Annotated in this window: 11 protein-coding genes, 1 other RNA gene and 1 pseudogene; 7 read left to right on the top strand and 6 right to left on the bottom strand. The window is 49.0% G+C overall.

From position 1 onward, the window contains the following. The first annotated feature begins 111 nt into the window (after positions 1-111). The 6 genes and pseudogenes from ACXX82_RS14165 to ACXX82_RS14190 all read left to right on the top strand — a co-directional run bounded on the left by ACXX82_RS14165 (position 112) and on the right by ACXX82_RS14190 (position 6,121). Complete coding sequence (locus ACXX82_RS14165) at positions 112-1,899, top strand: terminase ATPase subunit family protein (protein ID WP_458563119.1); 1,788 nt, start codon at positions 112-114, stop codon at positions 1,897-1,899. Next, a pseudogene (locus tag ACXX82_RS14170) lies at positions 1,896-3,008 on the top strand (phage portal protein). Before ACXX82_RS14165 ends, ACXX82_RS14170 begins: the two are co-directional and overlap by 4 nt. After that, positions 3,005-3,214 (top strand): DUF2116 family Zn-ribbon domain-containing protein, encoded by a 210-nt coding sequence (locus tag ACXX82_RS14175; protein WP_323505781.1) that lies wholly within the window; start codon positions 3,005-3,007, stop codon positions 3,212-3,214. The pseudogene ACXX82_RS14170 and the gene ACXX82_RS14175 overlap by 4 nt, the downstream one beginning before the upstream one ends. A gap of 109 nt (positions 3,215-3,323) precedes the next feature. Further along, positions 3,324-3,512, top strand: a complete 189-nt coding sequence (locus ACXX82_RS14180) for a hypothetical protein (protein WP_323505780.1) — start codon at positions 3,324-3,326, stop codon at positions 3,510-3,512. A 217-nt stretch (positions 3,513-3,729) separates the two neighbouring features. After that, entirely contained in the window at positions 3,730-5,205 is a 1,476-nt protein-coding gene (locus ACXX82_RS14185; RefSeq protein ID WP_458563120.1) for a hypothetical protein, read from the top strand. Position 5,206: 1 nt separating this feature from the next. After that, positions 5,207-6,121 carry a DNA adenine methylase gene (locus tag ACXX82_RS14190; RefSeq protein WP_323505778.1) on the top strand — a complete coding sequence of 305 codons (915 nt, stop codon included), beginning with the start codon at positions 5,207-5,209 and terminating at the stop codon, positions 6,119-6,121. A 58-nt stretch (positions 6,122-6,179) separates the two neighbouring features. Here the strand turns inward: ACXX82_RS14190 and fic are convergent, their stop codons facing one another. Together fic and ssrA are read right to left on the bottom strand one after the other, a co-directional pair. After that, a complete protein-coding gene (gene fic / locus ACXX82_RS14195) occupies positions 6,180-7,316 on the bottom strand; it encodes a protein adenylyltransferase Fic (RefSeq protein WP_458563121.1) in 1,137 nt (378 codons plus the stop codon). 646 nt (positions 7,317-7,962) lie between these two features. Further along, positions 7,963-8,325, bottom strand: a transfer-messenger RNA (tmRNA) gene (gene ssrA, locus ACXX82_RS14200). Positions 8,326-8,614: 289 nt separating this feature from the next. On the opposite strand from ssrA, the gene ACXX82_RS14205 reads away from it, so the two are divergent. Then, complete coding sequence (locus ACXX82_RS14205) at positions 8,615-9,088, top strand: hypothetical protein (protein ID WP_458563122.1); 474 nt, start codon at positions 8,615-8,617, stop codon at positions 9,086-9,088. Positions 9,089-9,439: 351 nt separating this feature from the next. Here the strand turns inward: ACXX82_RS14205 and ACXX82_RS14210 are convergent, their stop codons facing one another. From ACXX82_RS14210 to ompA, 4 genes are all read right to left on the bottom strand, one after another. Further along, positions 9,440-13,186 carry a DUF748 domain-containing protein gene (locus ACXX82_RS14210; RefSeq protein ID WP_458563123.1) on the bottom strand — a complete coding sequence of 1,249 codons (3,747 nt, stop codon included), beginning with the start codon at positions 13,184-13,186 and terminating at the stop codon, positions 9,440-9,442. 273 nt (positions 13,187-13,459) lie between these two features. Further along, complete coding sequence (locus ACXX82_RS14215; RefSeq protein WP_322235820.1) at positions 13,460-14,131, bottom strand: HAD family hydrolase; 672 nt, start codon at positions 14,129-14,131, stop codon at positions 13,460-13,462. Positions 14,132-14,305: 174 nt separating this feature from the next. After that, a complete protein-coding gene (ubiG, locus tag ACXX82_RS14220) occupies positions 14,306-15,004 on the bottom strand; it encodes a bifunctional 2-polyprenyl-6-hydroxyphenol methylase/3-demethylubiquinol 3-O-methyltransferase UbiG (RefSeq protein WP_322240451.1) in 699 nt (232 codons plus the stop codon). 341 nt (positions 15,005-15,345) lie between these two features. After that, positions 15,346-15,978, bottom strand: a complete 633-nt coding sequence (gene ompA / locus ACXX82_RS14225) for an outer membrane protein OmpA (RefSeq protein WP_458563124.1) — start codon at positions 15,976-15,978, stop codon at positions 15,346-15,348. Positions 15,979-16,041: the final 63 nt, after the last annotated feature.

Below are 16,041 nucleotides of genomic sequence, written 5' to 3' on the forward strand. Positions count from 1 at the left end.
GTCGCCATGGTCAACGACAGCGCGCCCTGATTCAATGCGCAGGGGGTTGGTAAGGCGCTTAGTGGCGCTCTGGTAGAAGCGTTACACGCGCGTGACCCCTACGCTTGCGGCATGTCAGAAATCGCCCCTCTCTCCCTCATTGAAACTGATCCAAAAACGGATCCGCGCCGACTCGCCAAATTTTTATACTGGCAGGGATGGCAAATTTCGGCCGTCGCCGATTACCTGAAACTCAAACGTTCCACGGTCGAAAGCTGGAAGCAGCGCGATAGCTGGGACAGCGCGCCCGTATTGGAAAAAGTGGAGGCAGCATTGGACGCCCGCTTGGTCCAGTTGATCGCTAAAGACGGCAAATCCGGCGGTGATTTTAAAGAGATCGATTTGCTGATGCGTCAGGTGGTACAGACCGCCCGCGTGCGTCGCTATGAAGCACCCGGCGGCAATGAAGTGGATCTCAATCCGAAGCTAGCCAACCGCAACGCAGGACCCAAGAAAAAGCCGATCCGCAATGAATTCAGCGACGAACAGCGCATCCAGTTGCTGGACGCCTTTCAGGATTCCCTGTTTGATTATCAAAAGGTCTGGCACCGCAACAGTGACCAGCGTACGCGGGTGATTCTCAAATCGCGGCAGATCGGCGCGACCTGGTATTTTGCCCGCGAGGCGCTGGCCGATGCGATTGAAACCGGGCGTAATCAGATTTTTTTATCCGCCTCCAAAGCGCAGGCACATGTGTTTAAGCAATACATCATCCAGTTTGCGCGGGAGGCGGCGAACGTGGAATTAACGGGCGACCCGATCATCTTGCCGAACGGCGCGCACCTGTATTTTCTGGGCACCAATGCGCGCACTGCGCAGGGTTATCACGGCAACTTTTATTTCGATGAATTTTTCTGGACGCATAACTTTGCCGAGTTGAACAAAGTCGCCTCCGGCATGGCGCTGCATAAGCAATGGCGCAAGACCTATTTCTCGACACCGTCGTCGGTCACGCATCAGGCCTATCCGTTCTGGTGCGGCGACGCGTTCAACAAACGCCGAGCTGTCGCCAAGCAAATCGCCATTGATCTGTCGCACAAACGTCTCGCAGCAGGCTTTACCGGCGAGGACAAAATCTGGCGCCAGATCGTGACCATTCTGGACGCCGAACGCGGTGGCTGTAATCTGTTCGATATCGACGAATTACGCAATTTCGAATACAGCCCCGACCAGTTCGAAAACCTGCTGATGTGCAATTTCATCGACGATACGCAGTCGATCTTTCCGCTGATGGAATTGCAACGCTGCATGGTCGATACGTGGGTCGAATGGTCCGATTTCAAAGTCTTTGCGACACGTCCGTTTGGCAACCGGTCAGTCTGGATCGGCTACGACCCGTCATTGACGGGCGATAGTGCCGGGTGCGTAGTGCTGGCCCCGCCCTTGGTCGCTGGTGGCAAGTTCCGCATCCTGGAACGCCATCAATGGCGCGACATGGATTTCGAAGCACAGGCCGAGGCGATCCGGCAAATGACGCTCCGATATAACGTCGAATATATCGGCATCGATACCACCGGCATGGGCATTGGCGTCTTTCCGCTGGTGCGCCAGTTCTTCCCGGCCGCGACCGCCATTACTTATTCAGTCGAAGTGAAGACCCGCATGGTGTTGAAGGCTAAAAACATCATCAGCAAAGGCCGACTGGAATTCGACGCCGGATCAATCGATATCGCGCAAGCTTTTATGGCGATCCATAAAACGCTCACCGCCAGCGGTCGTCAAGCCACCTACGAAGCAAGCCGCACCGATGCCACCGGCCATGCCGATCTGGCGTGGGCGTGTATGCACGCTCTCGACCACGAGCCGTTTGAAGGCGGTCATTCCAATACACAGTCCTTTATGGAGATTTATACCTCATGAGCAACAAGCAACAGGCACGATCCCGTGCCAACAACATGGCCACGGCTACCGCCACCGACCTCGCTACCACCGCAATACCGGCGACGAGCGACAAGGCAGCAAACGCCGCGGCAGGCTTCGAAGCCTTCACGTTTGGCGATCCGACGCCGGTACTCGATCACGCCGAGATCCTCGATAGTTTGGAATGCTGGTCGAACGGGCGCTGGTATGAGCCACCTGTCAATTATGCCGGGTTGACAAAATCGTTTAACTCCAGCGTCCACCACAGCAGCGCGATCTATTTCAAAGCCAACATCCTGACCTCGACGTTTGTGCCGACGCCATTATTGTCACGCGACGCATTTAAGCGCTTTACCCTGGACTTTTTAACCTTCGGCAATGCGTACTTGGAGAAGCGGGTCAGCCGTAGCGGCAAGCTGTTGGCGCTGGCGCATGCGTTAGCCAAGTACGTGCGGCGCGGGCGCGATCTGGACCAGTATTATTTCGTGCGCGGCTGGCAGGAAGAGTATGCGTTTCGCACCGGCTAACTGTGTCACCTGATGGACCCCGACGTGAATCAGGAAGTCTACGGCGTGCCGCAATATCTGAGTGCATTGCAGTCGGCGTGGCTCAACGAAGCAGCGACCTTATTTCGGCGCAAGTATTACAAGAACGGTTCCCACGCCGGATTCATCTTTTACATGACCGACGCGGCCGCAAACAACGCCGACGTGGACAACCTGCGCCAGGCCATGCGTGACAGCAAGGGGCCGGGCAATTTCCGCAACCTGTTCATGTATGCACCGAATGGGAAGAAAGACGGCATTCAGATTCTGCCGGTCTCGGACGTGGCGGCGAAGGATGAATTCTTCAACATCAAAGGCGTGACCCGCGACGACGTGCTGGCTGCACACCGCGTGCCGCCCCAGTTGCTCGGCATCATGCCCAATAACACCGGCGGCTTCGGAGCCGTCGAACCGGCAGCGCGGGTGTTCGCCCGCAATGAACTGGTCCCGCTGCAATCGCAGTTTTTAGCCATCAATGATTGGGCCGGACAAGAGGTCGTGAAGTTTGACGACTATGTACTGGTAACTGGCGAATCCAAGACCAATGAAAGGGCCGCATCATGAGCGACATTGCCGACCGTGCCGACTGGCGCATTGCCCACGAGATGACGACCGCGCTGGCGAAAGTGCGTCGCACACCACTGCTGCACGCCGATCACCACTGTCATTTCTGTCAGGAACCCATAGCATCCGCGTTGCTATTCTGTAATGTGGACTGCCGCGATGACTACGAGCGGGAGCAGGCAGCGCTGAGACGCGCCGGACGTTGACCCGCCTCCAGCCCTATGCCGCGCACGCTGCGAGTGCACCACACCCCAATTGACCGCCTTGCGCGGTCTTTTTTACGTCCCGCGTTGCATTGTTTTTTTGATCTTATTCATGTCCGCCAGGCCCAGCGCCGCGCACTACCCACCACGCCTGCGGGCTTCGTTAGATGGACTGGTATTAATGCACCGTGGTACGGCGCTACAGCCACGCCCTCTGCGGGGCACGGAGGGGAATGATCCCTGCAATAGCCTGACGCAGTTTGATGCACTTGGAGCAGGAACTCTAGAGTTGGCGTTTTGATACAAAATGAGTCAGAACCAATCTGTCGCAAAGTTAAAATCCATCGAGATAAATGATGCGAAATGCCACAGTTGAGGAAAAATTAGGACAATTGGGAGTGGTATTATTAAAGTTGTCACGGAAGTATTGTTTTATTATTACACTAATATAATTCGTAGAATCTCATGCATGTGTTGTCGCGAGAGCGCAATGCAACGTTAAAAATCAAGGAGCAGGAATGGCATCACAGCCGGTATGGACCACTAACGATTTAGAACCGAAGAAGATTATGCTAGATGTACGAAATCCTCGGATAGAGCTTTTAGAGAGCGCTTCACAACCATCAATTCGGTTAAAACTCTTAGATTTGGAGGGAGTTCTGGAATTGGCGCGAAGCATAGAAAAGTCAAACGGTTTGTTTTACGGCGAGCGAATTATTACTGTAATCGAATCGGGAAAGTCGATCGTGCTGGAAGGCAACCGACGAGTCGCGGCTTGCCAGATGCTTCTTACCCCATCCCTCGTCCCTCAGCAATATCGTTTACGGTTTCCGGTAGCGTCTGCCGCCACCAAGTTGCGAATAAAGCGAATCTCTGCTGACGTTGCGCCGGATCGGGTCTCTGCGGAACCTATTTTAACTAAACGTCACACTGAGCAAGGTGCAAAACCATGGTCACCGGTGGCAAAAATGCGTCGAGCTGTAAGACTTCTTAATTCATTATCAGTAGATGAGGTTGCACAGGTATTAGGCACTTCACCAGCGCAGGTAAGAAAACTTGTCCGTCCGTACAAATTGCTAAGATATGCATTTGGAATAACGGCTTGGAATGAGGATGAAAGACAAATTCTGGAAAATGAAAAGCTTAAAACTAATCCATACACTCGCTTTTTTACGTTAGCTAAAACACTAGAAGTTCTACAAGCCCGGTTTGATGATGATCAGAACATCATCAGCGCGCTTCCTGCAAACGTTTTTCGAGAGCAGATTGAAAAAATCGCACGGGACTTTTTGATACCTGATGCGATGAGGGGCCGTCCTCGATGCGATACTCGGACAGATCCAGTAAGCTATTTTAGTGACTTTGTAAATTCACCGGCTGGTAAAATTGCGGCCGCGGAAGCATTACTTGTTAAACAAAATGGCTATGAAAAAAAAGGCGAAAAAACTGCCGTAGTTACTTCAGAAGCGGAAACGAAGGGCAATCGGGACCCCGCTAAAATTTCGAACGAAAAAAATGAGTCGGAGAATCTGGGAAATAAAAAAAATAGTAGCCCTAAAGGTCCGAAAGCATCTATTTTTTTTGAACATCTAGAGTGTCACGTCATAGATAACAATCTGATAAAGCTCACACTTGAATTGTGCAAAATCAACCATGAAAAGATGCCGATCGCGGCCTCCCTTCTCACCCGGTCAGTATTCGAGTGCGCCTTGGTCCATAAAATAAAAGCCATGGATAAATGGAACGACCTCATCACCGCGGAGGGCAAAGATCCAGGACTTACTGCTCTTATCAAGTTTTGTGCGAAGTTTACTAATGGCGTGTTTGCTGAACAAAATATTTGTAAAACGCTCCAAAGCCACACGACAATGGAGGCTAAAAATTATCTAGATGCAATGACTCATTTGAAGTATCAAGAGGCGGACTCTAGTACACTAGAGTCCGTCGCGAATAATCTTCGGCAAGTGATTAAATACATACTAGATGGAAATTGAGATGGTAAAAAAAGGTGGGCGGCGAGAAGCTATGAGCCCGTTACGTTATCCGGGTGGAAAAGCCCTCTTGGCTCCGTACATCAGTGGAGTGGTCGAAGAAAATTTCCTTGCTGGTTGTACGCTTTATGAGCCTTATGCTGGAGGAGCTTCGGTATCATTAGAATTACTCAGGCTTGGTTTTGTGTCGAACGTGGTGTTGAACGAGCGCGACCCTCTCATATATGCATTTTGGTGGTGCGTATTGCATGAATTAGAGGCGCTCTGCGCCGCTATCAATGCTTGCCCTATTAATATCGACACTTGGAATGACTTACAGCCCTTAAGGGATGTCACAGACATCGAAAGCAGTAAGTTCACGTTACTTCAACTAGGAGTAGCTGGTTTGTTTTTTAATCGAACCAATTTTTCTGGAATTATTGGAGCCGGACCTATTGGCGGCAAAAGACAAACCTCAGATTACAAAATTGATTGTAGATTTAATAAGCAAAAAACAATAAGACAAATAAGAGCAGTTGCGCAATATTCCAAGCGGATTTCAGTTCATTGTCATGACGCGATAGATTTTTTGACCCGTAATGCCGAGCAAATATCGGTGGGATTTTCCTTTGTTTATATTGATCCGCCATATTATATTCAGGGGCCAAAACTATACCGCCATTCGTATACTGATAAAGATCATGTTAAATTGTCAGCATTCGTGACATCGCAAGGCTATCCTTGGTTGCTAAGCTATGACGATCATCCTCGAATTCGAGAGTTGTATTGCGGAAACCAAGTTCAACCAATTTACTTAGATTACAAAGTAAAGTCTAATCGGACTGCGCAGGAACTTGTAATCTCAAATCTTGTTATACCTCCACCTGTTTACGACGGAATCGCCGAAGTGATCGCGGATAAGATAAAAGTTCAAGCATAAAAACAGGCCATAGAAAAAGTTTCTCCGCATGATGCATTGTCGTCGTCGATATTGAACACTAAATTATCGTAAGATCAGCGTAGGGAATAATTTCATTGGTCTCTTGGGTAACCAGTTTCATGAGCTTTGGATGGATAAAGATTTTTTCCTTACCAACTTCCACTTCTCGCAAGACTCCGATCATCACCAATTCCTTCAAGTATCGAGATGCAGCTTGGCGCTTAGCGATATTTTTATCGACTAAATTCACGATTCTGCAGTAGGGTTGTTCAAAAATGACATCAACCAATTCACGACTATAGGTCCTGGGAATTTGTTTTTTTACATAATCCACAGTGACATCTGCCAAGTCGCGAATTGCAGATATTTTTGCTGTCGTCCATTTTGATGTTTCTTCGACCGCTTGGAGCATATACATGATCCAAGGCTCCCAAGCACCATCTTTCGTGACACCCAGTAGCAAGCGATAGTAGTCTGCCTTGTTTGCAGTGATGTATCGACTCAGGTATAAAATCGGGAGAGTAAGTAGTTCTTCATGGATAAGATAAAGGATATTGAGTACGCGGCCTGTACGGCCATTACCGTCACCGAAAGGGTGAATTGCTTCGAATTGGTAATGTCCTACGGCCATTCGTATTAAGGGATCAATATCGACTTCGTTGTGAAGAAACTTCTCCCAATTACTTAGTAAATTGCGCAGATTATCTGCGCCGACTGGCGGTGTGTATATTACCTCGCCCGTCTGATCGTTAGCCAATTGTGTTCCCGGCACCCGTCGAATATCCATATCAGCACCTTTTAAGGTGCGACAGATTTGGATCGCCGTGGCGGTACAAAGTGGCCTTTCTTGAATCGAAGCAAAACCGGCACGAAGCGCGGTTCTATAGCGCAATGCCTCTTTCGTCGCGCCGTCCACGTGGGCATCACTTCCTTGAGCATGCTTAAAAATTAGGTCAGTGGTTGTCACGATACCCTCTATTGCAGAGCTATCTTTGGACTCCAGCAGCGGTATGATATTCACCAACATTGTCTGATTGGGAATCAACTCTGCAGCTTGTTTTAGCTCTGCAAGGGCAACACGTGCTGCAATACAACGCTTCAAAACTAATTTGGTTTCGAGGTCGGTTATCGGCGGCAATTGTGGAAGTGCGTTGTATGGTTGATCAGGTTGCCAAGCAGAGATATTTGTTGCCATGTTCTTAAAAAGTGATTTGAGCGACATAACTTGAGGATATGTCGTCGGTGGCGACATGTCAAACAAATGTGTCGCTCAAATTGCATTTCGACGACAAATGGCGGTATGAGGGAACCAGAGAAGTTATGACTACCATGTTTTCTAGAGGTATTTTCTTATAAAAAAAGCATCGTTTCGCAATCGTTACTCTATAGTGACATATGATGAGTACATGTCGTTTCTTTTGCTAATCAGCGACATATCGAACCCAACGATGGCCCCTGCTTTGTGATCTGAGCTTACCTATTTCTGCTCCGCAAAAAATAAACGAGGCATGTAGCGCAAGGCTTTCGAGCGAGGTCGTTTTGCGAATTGCGGAGCAAAAAGTACCCTAAGTATTTGTTATCTTTATGTATTGCTTCGGACTTGTAATCAGTAGCGTTTCTCGTCTCACAAGAAAGACTTGTCACTTACTAAATAGTTATGAATTGGTATCTTGCAGGGGCATCGTACAGCCAGCGTAGTCCAAGAACTAGGGCTTAAGGCTACCGCCCAAGCGTGGGCGACATTTGGGCGAAAACGGAGACATTTTCAGCCATCGCCAGACCCCGCAGTATTTGTAGCCCTTGTATTTGCAAGGCCTGCGGTGGTCTGGTGTGGTTTATCTTGGTGGAGGCGGCGGGAATCGAACCCGCGTCCAAAAGCCCTCTACAGACAGTTCTACATACTTAGTGCTGTCATTTGATTTAGCCCAACCGACGCGGACGCACACGCTTCGTTCAGACGAGTTACCTAAATTTAACTTTTAGCCAAGTAACCCGACTAAAAGCGATTCTCTGTAAATGACTCTACTGCTGTTTGACCAGCCCACCCCAGAGACGAGATGGTGTAGAGCTAACCGGTTATTAAGCGGCTAGTGCGTACGAGTTATCGTTTGCAGTTATAGTTTTTCTGGTTGTATTTACGAGGTAGCCAGCCCTCGGTATGCCCTGCGCTGCTTTGTAGCCCCTGTCGAAACCAGGTCGCCCCCAAGCAGTTGCTATTGTAGCGCAATTCGGTGTCTCTCAGTAAACGCGTGGTGGCGTAAAAAGTGGACATATTATTAGCGCATGCTTTTTGTTTAAAGAATTGGCGATGAATTTGATGTGTATTTGCTGGCTTAAAAAACTTCTCGATGCGGAGAAGTGACATAGTTTTGGTAAAATTGTGGCTATCGAAATATGATGCGTCCGCGCATTTCTGTGCGGTAGTACTATTCATTAGACCGCGAAATAATTTGCTGTGATAGCGCCCTTCACGTACTTAAAAAAAAGTAAATAATGAAGCTCATACTATTTTCTATACTGATTGCTTTTGCAGTCGCCGGATGCGGGTCATCGACTTCGGGGCCTTCTGATAAGGTTGCTAAAGTGCAGCGCGACCCTGTTGCGGTAAGCTTGCCACCCATCCCTAAAAAAATTGAAAAGTCACCTGATCCAAAACAGGAAGAGGCCGGTTTTGGGACCGTGGTGATATTGCGTGATCCTGCGCATCCTAATCCTGGCTGTATGATCGGTGTGTATTTGAATAAACAATTAGTCCACCAATTTGATGCAGACCAAAAGGCGACATTTATTCTCCATTCGGGAGATCAGGTGGTGGCTGTGGATAACTCGGACGGTCGCAGCAGTTGCGCGATTGTTGCAGGGGAGCGGCACCAATTGCTGTTTACGCTGAAGGCTGGCGATGTGAAAAATTTGCACGCGCAGTTGTTACCGGGAAAAGGGGCTGTGGTTGAGGCGAGCGAGCGCTAAACCGCTGATGCATAAATCCGGCAGCTATTCTTATCGCTTATCGGACGATTGTGGTCAATTCAATGGGCCATTTGAGGTCCGATGTGTAAACAATCGCATTCAGCAGTGAGCATTCGGCCTTGATGCAGCGGTCAATCCTGCTGCAAGGCTAGCTTAAATGCTTGAACGGTCGCTTATGATGCGGTTGGTGATGATTGCACCAACTTTATGCGCCTTCATCGCTGTTCATTGGGGATCGGGTTGCTAGCCCTTCTAACGCGCGGCGAATGAAATTCACCTGCTACAAGAAGTCGCTTATTATTCCATCCCGATCTTCCTTGATCAAAACACAAGACTGTTTCTGTAGGCATTTTATTTCAGCGCAAAATCGACACGACTTGGGGCGCCTTTATCTTTGATGCCATCGGCTGTGAGCTTGGGCGCGATTAGGAAAATCCGTTCCAGAGGAATTTTGCCTTTGGTTTCTAAATAGATACGGACGGCTTGCGCACGTTGATCTGCCAATGACCGCAAGTCATCCGGTGTCACTTTGGTATTAGTGAGTATTAGCTGTTCCATTTCGGGCACTGGTAAAGACTTCGAGAATCCAATGACATTTTTTGGCTTGTCGAATTTTTCGTTTTTGTAGACTTTCTCCATGTATTGCGTTTTATCCGCATCGGTCAGGGCGATTGCAGTCGGTGCTGATGGCGATGCTGCATCAGCGTCATCAGCCTCTGCATCCGATTTTCCTTTCGTGCCGGTGTTCTTTTGTTTTAATGCGATGATTTTGTTATTGAGTATCTCTTGACGCAAACCGACATTGTCGGTTGCAGGATCAACCCGCCCGATGATGTCTAGTTTCAATGCAGGACGATCCAGCAGTGCCTTGGTGAGCGTATTGAGTTTGGTCGTGGTCGCAGCGGTCAACATCGCTGAACCTGGCTTGAACTCGGCATATCCCAGTTCGTCGCCGCCACCGAATGCGGAGCTGAGTAACGCAAACGGAGAGGTAACGGCTTTTGCGATCAGGTTAATGAAGACGCGCAAGATAATGCCGCCAACAGAAAACTGCGGGTCTGATAATGAGCCAGAAATTGGTAGATTGATGTCGATCTGACCGTTGCGGTCTTTCAGTAACGCGACGGCTAACCGAACGGGAAGTTTGGTGGCGCTGGGGCTATCGATTTTGTCACCAAATGTCAGTTGATCTATGCGGACATGGTTTTGCGCCGTCAGTTGCTGTTCTTCGATTTTATAATTTACATCCATCGACAGCTTGCCTTTGACGATCGCATAGCCAGCATATTTAGCGGCATACGGTGTCAGGCGCGGTAGTTCGACGCCGTCCGCGCTGGCTTTGATATCCAAAAACATGGGTTTGAATAAGGGATTGAGTGATCCGGAGATAGCCACCGGCGCATCATTATCGATCTTGCCTTTGAGGTCAATTGCAGCTGGCGCAGGTTTGTCCGATGCAACAGCGCCCACGCTTCCGGTCATGCCGGTCATGTTGGCCGTGTAGTTCGGCTTAACAAAATTATCGGTGAAATTAACGTTGCCGTTGTTTAAGACGACTTGGCCGATCCGAATAACCGGTGTATTTGCATCGTCTTGTGTTGGTGGTGTTGCGGCGACGACCTTGCCATCACCTTTGATGGGGTTGTTCACACCACTTTCCGGTGCGGCCGCGGCTTTTATTTCCGATGCCGAGCTGTCGGTTTTTTTGGGGCCGGATGTCGTGGCGGGTTCGGTGACGACCGATTTCTTGCCTGATTTCGAGACCACGATATCTTGGAAGTTTAATTTTCCCTCGGGCGATAGGATGGCGCGTGTATAAAAATCGTCAAGGGCGATTTTGCCCAGGTTGATGGTCTGATGTGATCCGTCGATGTTGGCATTGATTCCGCTCACATCAAGTGATTTCCATTTCAAAAAGTCCGCACCATTCTCTTTATCAATAACGCGGAAATTGGTCAAACGCAGCATCCCGTTATAGCGTGCAATCAGCGGATTTTTTCCTAACGGTGGCGTCAGCAGAAGTTTGCCTTTGGCGTTGGCCTGGCCGGAAGATAGAGTGACATTTAACAGATCTGCGAAATAAGGTTGCAGCGCTGCAACCGGCAGACTTTGCGCATCGATGGCAAGGTCAAGGGTCTTAAACTGTGGCGACGCATTGCCATTTACGGATAATTTTCCACTTTTGTTAAGTTGGGTTTGTAGCGCGATTTTGACTGTCTTGTCACGCTTGCTGGATACGTTGTCGACTTTTAAGTTAAATCCATCAGCACGTAAATTAACGGGTGGCGTAACGGATTTGTCGCTATAAATAAGCGTGCTGTCAGTGACTGCAATGCTATTCAGATTAGCTACCCATTCTGGATCTGTTGTTTTTGTTTTTACAGTTGGTGCTTTGACTGTTTTGGATTTGGATTCGCCAGCTTTGATGAATTGCTGAAGATTGATGTTACCTTTCGCGTCACGACGTACGTCAGCTTGCACGCCCGCCAAGGTGAACGCGGTAGCATTGAAGGTGCGCGATTCGGTATCGATCGTTGCGTCCTCAAGTTTGATTTTTTTAATTTGCACACTACCGTTCGCGCTCGATTTAGCGGTAAGTTTTACGTCGCCCACCTCGGCGTTGAGTTGCGTTAACGCCACTTTAGCACCGCTGATCGCGACGGCTGTTTTGAGTGATAACTGGCCGGATAAATTTGCGGCTAGTGTATTGTTAAGATACGGTTGATATTGCGCCAGTGGAAGTGCATCAACGCTTGCTTCGCCGTTGATTGAGGCAGTTGCGGGTGTGACTTGACCATTAAATTTTATTTCCTGCGCTTCGGCGGCGACTATTGATGCGGAGATCGTGGCTGGCCTTGCATCGGCAGCGAGTGAGAGATTTTTGACATCAACAGTGAGGTTTTTTAATTGTGTGTTGAAGGTGGGCGCGGCGTTTGCGGCATCTGACCAATTAATAATACCTTCATGAATAGTGAACTGGTCCAAAGTGAATTGAGGTGATGGCTGTGCGGATTTGGCAGCTTTTACGTCGGCTTTGTCAGTGCCTGGCGTGTTGCTGGAAGACGACTTGCTGGTGGCGAGTGCGGCCCAATTGAGAGCGCCGTCTGCATTCAACGCAGCCCATACTTCGGGAGCTTGAATATTTACTTTTCCAATAGTAGCGCTCGCTGTGAGAACGTCAAATTTATTGATGTGCGCGTCTATGGTCTGGGCTTTGAAAAGCGGTGCGGCGTGCTTGTCGGCGAGCGAGACGTCGCTGAGTTTAATGTCGCCAGAGAGGTTAATTTCTGGTTTGTCCTTGGCGCGGACGAAAGTGAGGTCGAGGTTGGTCGATAGTTTACTACTCTGAATCATGAGAGGTAACGGCACTGGTGAAAAGGCCACATAACTGGCAACATCGAGTTGATCGATATCGATTACCAGCGCTGTATCGAGGCTGCTGGCAAAAGGTTTAGAGCGACCTTTCAGTTCGAATGGCGATCCATTCACTTTCATGGACAGGCTCGGTTGTACGAAGGAATTTATCGCGCTGTCAAAATTGGAGATGTACGGCACGCCAATATTAAGCGCTGTGATATTGACCTGTTTATCCGTCACTTTGTCGTCAAAGGTAATAGCACCGTTTTCCAGCCGAATATTTTTTACTGAGAAATGTGTTTCTCCCGCGGTCTTCGGTTTGGCCAATATGCGATCAATAATGTCGGAGTAATTATAGCGGCCGATGCCTTCAGCACTGGTACGAATAATGTGTACGTTGGGACTGGATAAAGTCACCTCCTGAAGTACCGGCGCTAACCTAAAAATCGACGTGACGGAAGCATCGACCAACAGATTTTTTGCTGCAAAGGCGGGTGTTATTTTGTCAATTTCGTATAGCGTGAAGTCTGAAGCGTTGAGGGTTAGGGTGAACGGATTGAAGCTTATGTTTCCGATCGTCGCCTTGCGACCAAGTTGCTGTTCGATTTGTTGCTCGGCCAGATGTTTTGTCAGCGGTATTGCAACCCAGCTTAAAGCAGCTAAAACCGCAAGTACAGCAACGGTAAAACCTGTCCAGCGAAGAGTACGGCGAAGCCAAATGGTGCGATTCGAATTGGTCATAGAGGTATCCTTGCTGAGCGACGACTATCAATATACCGCCAGAGTGGATTGTTTGCCAGAGTGTTAGTTGGAGTCGACTTCGTCAACGATGAAGTTTGGACGCGGCAGCACGGGCCAGATTTTTGCCTGACCGGGCATGATTTTGATATTTAACGGTGCCTGAATGTGAGCTGAAAGCGCGTCGAAAGCAGCCGGGCGTGAGACCCCGCCCAATCAAGTGCGGTATGCATTTGCAGACTCACATGCCGCTCTTGATAGGTGTTTGGGTTGTGCTTATTGCGCCAATGATGTCTGTATCAGTCCCATTAATGCGGAGGGTGTATCGGCGAGTGCATCTGCGTTCCATGTGACCGGCTCTGCATGGCCGCAATAACCCCACGCTGCCGCAACCGTTGGCATTCCCGCGGCACGTCCGGCTTGAATATCGCGCAGATCGTCACCAACATACCAGCATTCGTGCGGCGCCAGATTCAAGCGTCGGGCAGCTTCTAATAGAGGAGCGGGGTGCGGTTTCGGATGCGCCATTGTATCGCCAGAAATCACGCAACCAGCGTGTTGTAGGCCTATTTGTGGGATCAAAAGATCTGTAAATCGCGCGGCTTTATTGGTGACGACGCCCCATGTGAGACCGTGTTGGTCCAAATCCAGGAGGAGTGCCGGAACGCCGTCGAATAAACTGCTTTTTTCTGCAAGCGAAGCCGCATAGTTATCCAGGAATGCAACGCGCAAGTCTTCATAACCATCGTCACCAGGTTTAAGACCGAATGCGACTCCAATCAGGCCACGTGCGCCGGCAGATGCAAAAGGCCGCAACGCATGATATGCGGTAGTTGATAAGCCGCGTTCAAGTTGAAGCCGGTTCATCGCCGCGGCCAGATCCGGTGCAGTATCGGCAAGCGTGCCATCAAGGTCAAAAAGAATCGCACGTGGTATTGGCAAAGGCATAAGATTTTGTGGAGATTATCGAAAAGTAGTTAGTACGACTGACGCTAAGGTATCCCCGCATAACGAATGGTCATTGCATGGGTTATCTAAATCATTACAGCAAAGAGTTTCCGCCCGGAGTGAGGCGGAGGATAAGAATTGTGAGGTTGGCTGAAGACGTTGGTTTAAACAACGTCATTTTTCCGCTCGGGTGCAAGCAATCAGATAGTTGACGCTGATATCTTGATTGAGTGAATAGATGCGGGTAATCGGGTTATAGCTCATCCCTTTTAGGCTATCCACCGTTAATCCAGCGTTGCGGGCAAACTGTGATAATTCGGCAGGCGTGATAAATTTTGCGTAGTCGTGCGTGCCTTTTGGCAGCATTCGTAATAGATATTCAGCACCGAGGATGGCGAAAAGATACGATTTTGGATTTCGGTTCAGGGTGGAGAAGAATACTTTGCCACCAGGTTTCACCAAAGTAGAGCAAGCCCTGACAATGGATGCCGGATCGGGCACGTGCTCCAGCATTTCCATGCAGGTAACGATATCAAATTGACCCGCTTCACGCACTGCCAGGTCTTCGGCTGCAATTTTTTCGTAATGCACTTGGACGCCGGATTCCAAGCCATGCAAATCAGCCACTTTGAGGGCTTTCTCTGATAAGTCGATCCCGGTGACAATGGCGCCTTTTTTTGCCATTGATTCTGCCAGGATGCCGCCACCGCAGCCGATATCGAGGACTTTTTTTCCAGTAAGGGCGGCACGCGCGTTAATCCACTCAAGACGGAGCGGATTGATTTCATGCAATGGGCGAAACTCAGCATCTGGATCCCACCAACGGTGAGCAAGATCGCTAAATTTTTGGACTTCTGATTGGTCAACGTTCATAGACATAATGATAGCTGGAATTAAGTAGTTTGCGGAATTCCTTTGGCTGGCAGTCTATTTTGTCTAAATCGCCATTTTGTGGGTGACTAAATGAAGCATACATCTATCAGGAATCTGACGCAAAAATATGACGCAAGCGAGCAATCGCGAGGGGAAGGCAAAGCAAAGATGCACCATTGGATGTTATTACGGAATGTGAACGCCTGTAGATAATGTTAAAAGGCAATACGCACAAGTAATAACGGAGGGAGGTGTTGGAAATAAAAGTCAGACACAGAGTTGCAAAAAAGGACGAAAAAAAACCCTGCCGAAGCAAGGTTTTTTGATCGTGCTTAAATCGATTACTTGGATGTACCAACGACTTCGATTTCAACGCGACGGTTTTTAGCGCGGCCAGCAGCGGTCTTGTTATCAGCGACCGGTTGTGACTTGCCTTTACCTTCGGTGTAAACACGATTTGATTCAATACCTTTGTGAACCAAATATGCTTTTACAGCTTCAGCACGACGGATCGACAGTTTCTGGTTGTAAGCAACCGAACCGATAGAGTCAGTGTGACCGACAGCGATAATGACTTCCAGGTTCAACTCACCTAGTTTAGAAGTCAAATCGTCAAGCTTCGCTTTGCCTTCTGGCTTCAGGACAGCTTTGTCGAAGTCAAAGAACGCGTCAGCAGCGAAAGTAACTTTCTGTGAAGTTGGAGCAGCGGCGACTGGAGCAACTGGCGCAGGAGCTGGAGCAGGAACTGGAGCAGCTTGTGCTAATTCACCATCACAACCCGGTACTGAATCTGCAGGTGTCCAGTAGCCAGTGTGCCAGCACAGACCGTACGGATCACGAGCGATTGTGCCGCGCGCATCTTGTACATAAGCACTGGTAGGGGTTTTAGCTTGGATATCTTTAATTTCCTGCGCGGAGGCAGTCAGTGCGACGACTGCGGACGCAGCGAAGACGAGTTTTGCTAATTTATTCATGTTTCTCCTCTCGGTTGAGATATCCGCAGATTAACTGCGCAACTAATATACGACATCAAAAAT

This window comes from Glaciimonas sp. GNP009 (assembly GCF_054343755.1).

What these genes read in the sequence shown, in the direction of transcription:
- ACXX82_RS14215 (WP_322235820.1), bottom strand. Translation starts at nt 14,131, where the DNA reads ATGCCTTTGCCAATACCACGTGCGATTCTTTTTGACCTTGATGGCACG.
- ACXX82_RS14210 (WP_458563123.1), bottom strand. Translation starts at nt 13,186, where the DNA reads ATGACCAATTCGAATCGCACCATTTGGCTTCGCCGTACTCTTCGCTGG.
- ubiG (WP_322240451.1), bottom strand. Translation starts at nt 15,004, where the DNA reads ATGAACGTTGACCAATCAGAAGTCCAAAAATTTAGCGATCTTGCTCAC.
- ACXX82_RS14185 (WP_458563120.1), top strand. Translation starts at nt 3,730, where the DNA reads ATGGCATCACAGCCGGTATGGACCACTAACGATTTAGAACCGAAGAAG.
- ACXX82_RS14205 (WP_458563122.1), top strand. Translation starts at nt 8,615, where the DNA reads ATGAAGCTCATACTATTTTCTATACTGATTGCTTTTGCAGTCGCCGGA.
- ACXX82_RS14165 (WP_458563119.1), top strand. Translation starts at nt 112, where the DNA reads ATGTCAGAAATCGCCCCTCTCTCCCTCATTGAAACTGATCCAAAAACG.
- ACXX82_RS14175 (WP_323505781.1), top strand. Translation starts at nt 3,005, where the DNA reads ATGAGCGACATTGCCGACCGTGCCGACTGGCGCATTGCCCACGAGATG.
- ACXX82_RS14180 (WP_323505780.1), top strand. Translation starts at nt 3,324, where the DNA reads ATGTCCGCCAGGCCCAGCGCCGCGCACTACCCACCACGCCTGCGGGCT.
- ACXX82_RS14190 (WP_323505778.1), top strand. Translation starts at nt 5,207, where the DNA reads ATGGTAAAAAAAGGTGGGCGGCGAGAAGCTATGAGCCCGTTACGTTAT.
- fic (WP_458563121.1), bottom strand. Translation starts at nt 7,316, where the DNA reads ATGGCAACAAATATCTCTGCTTGGCAACCTGATCAACCATACAACGCA.
- ompA (WP_458563124.1), bottom strand. Translation starts at nt 15,978, where the DNA reads ATGAATAAATTAGCAAAACTCGTCTTCGCTGCGTCCGCAGTCGTCGCA.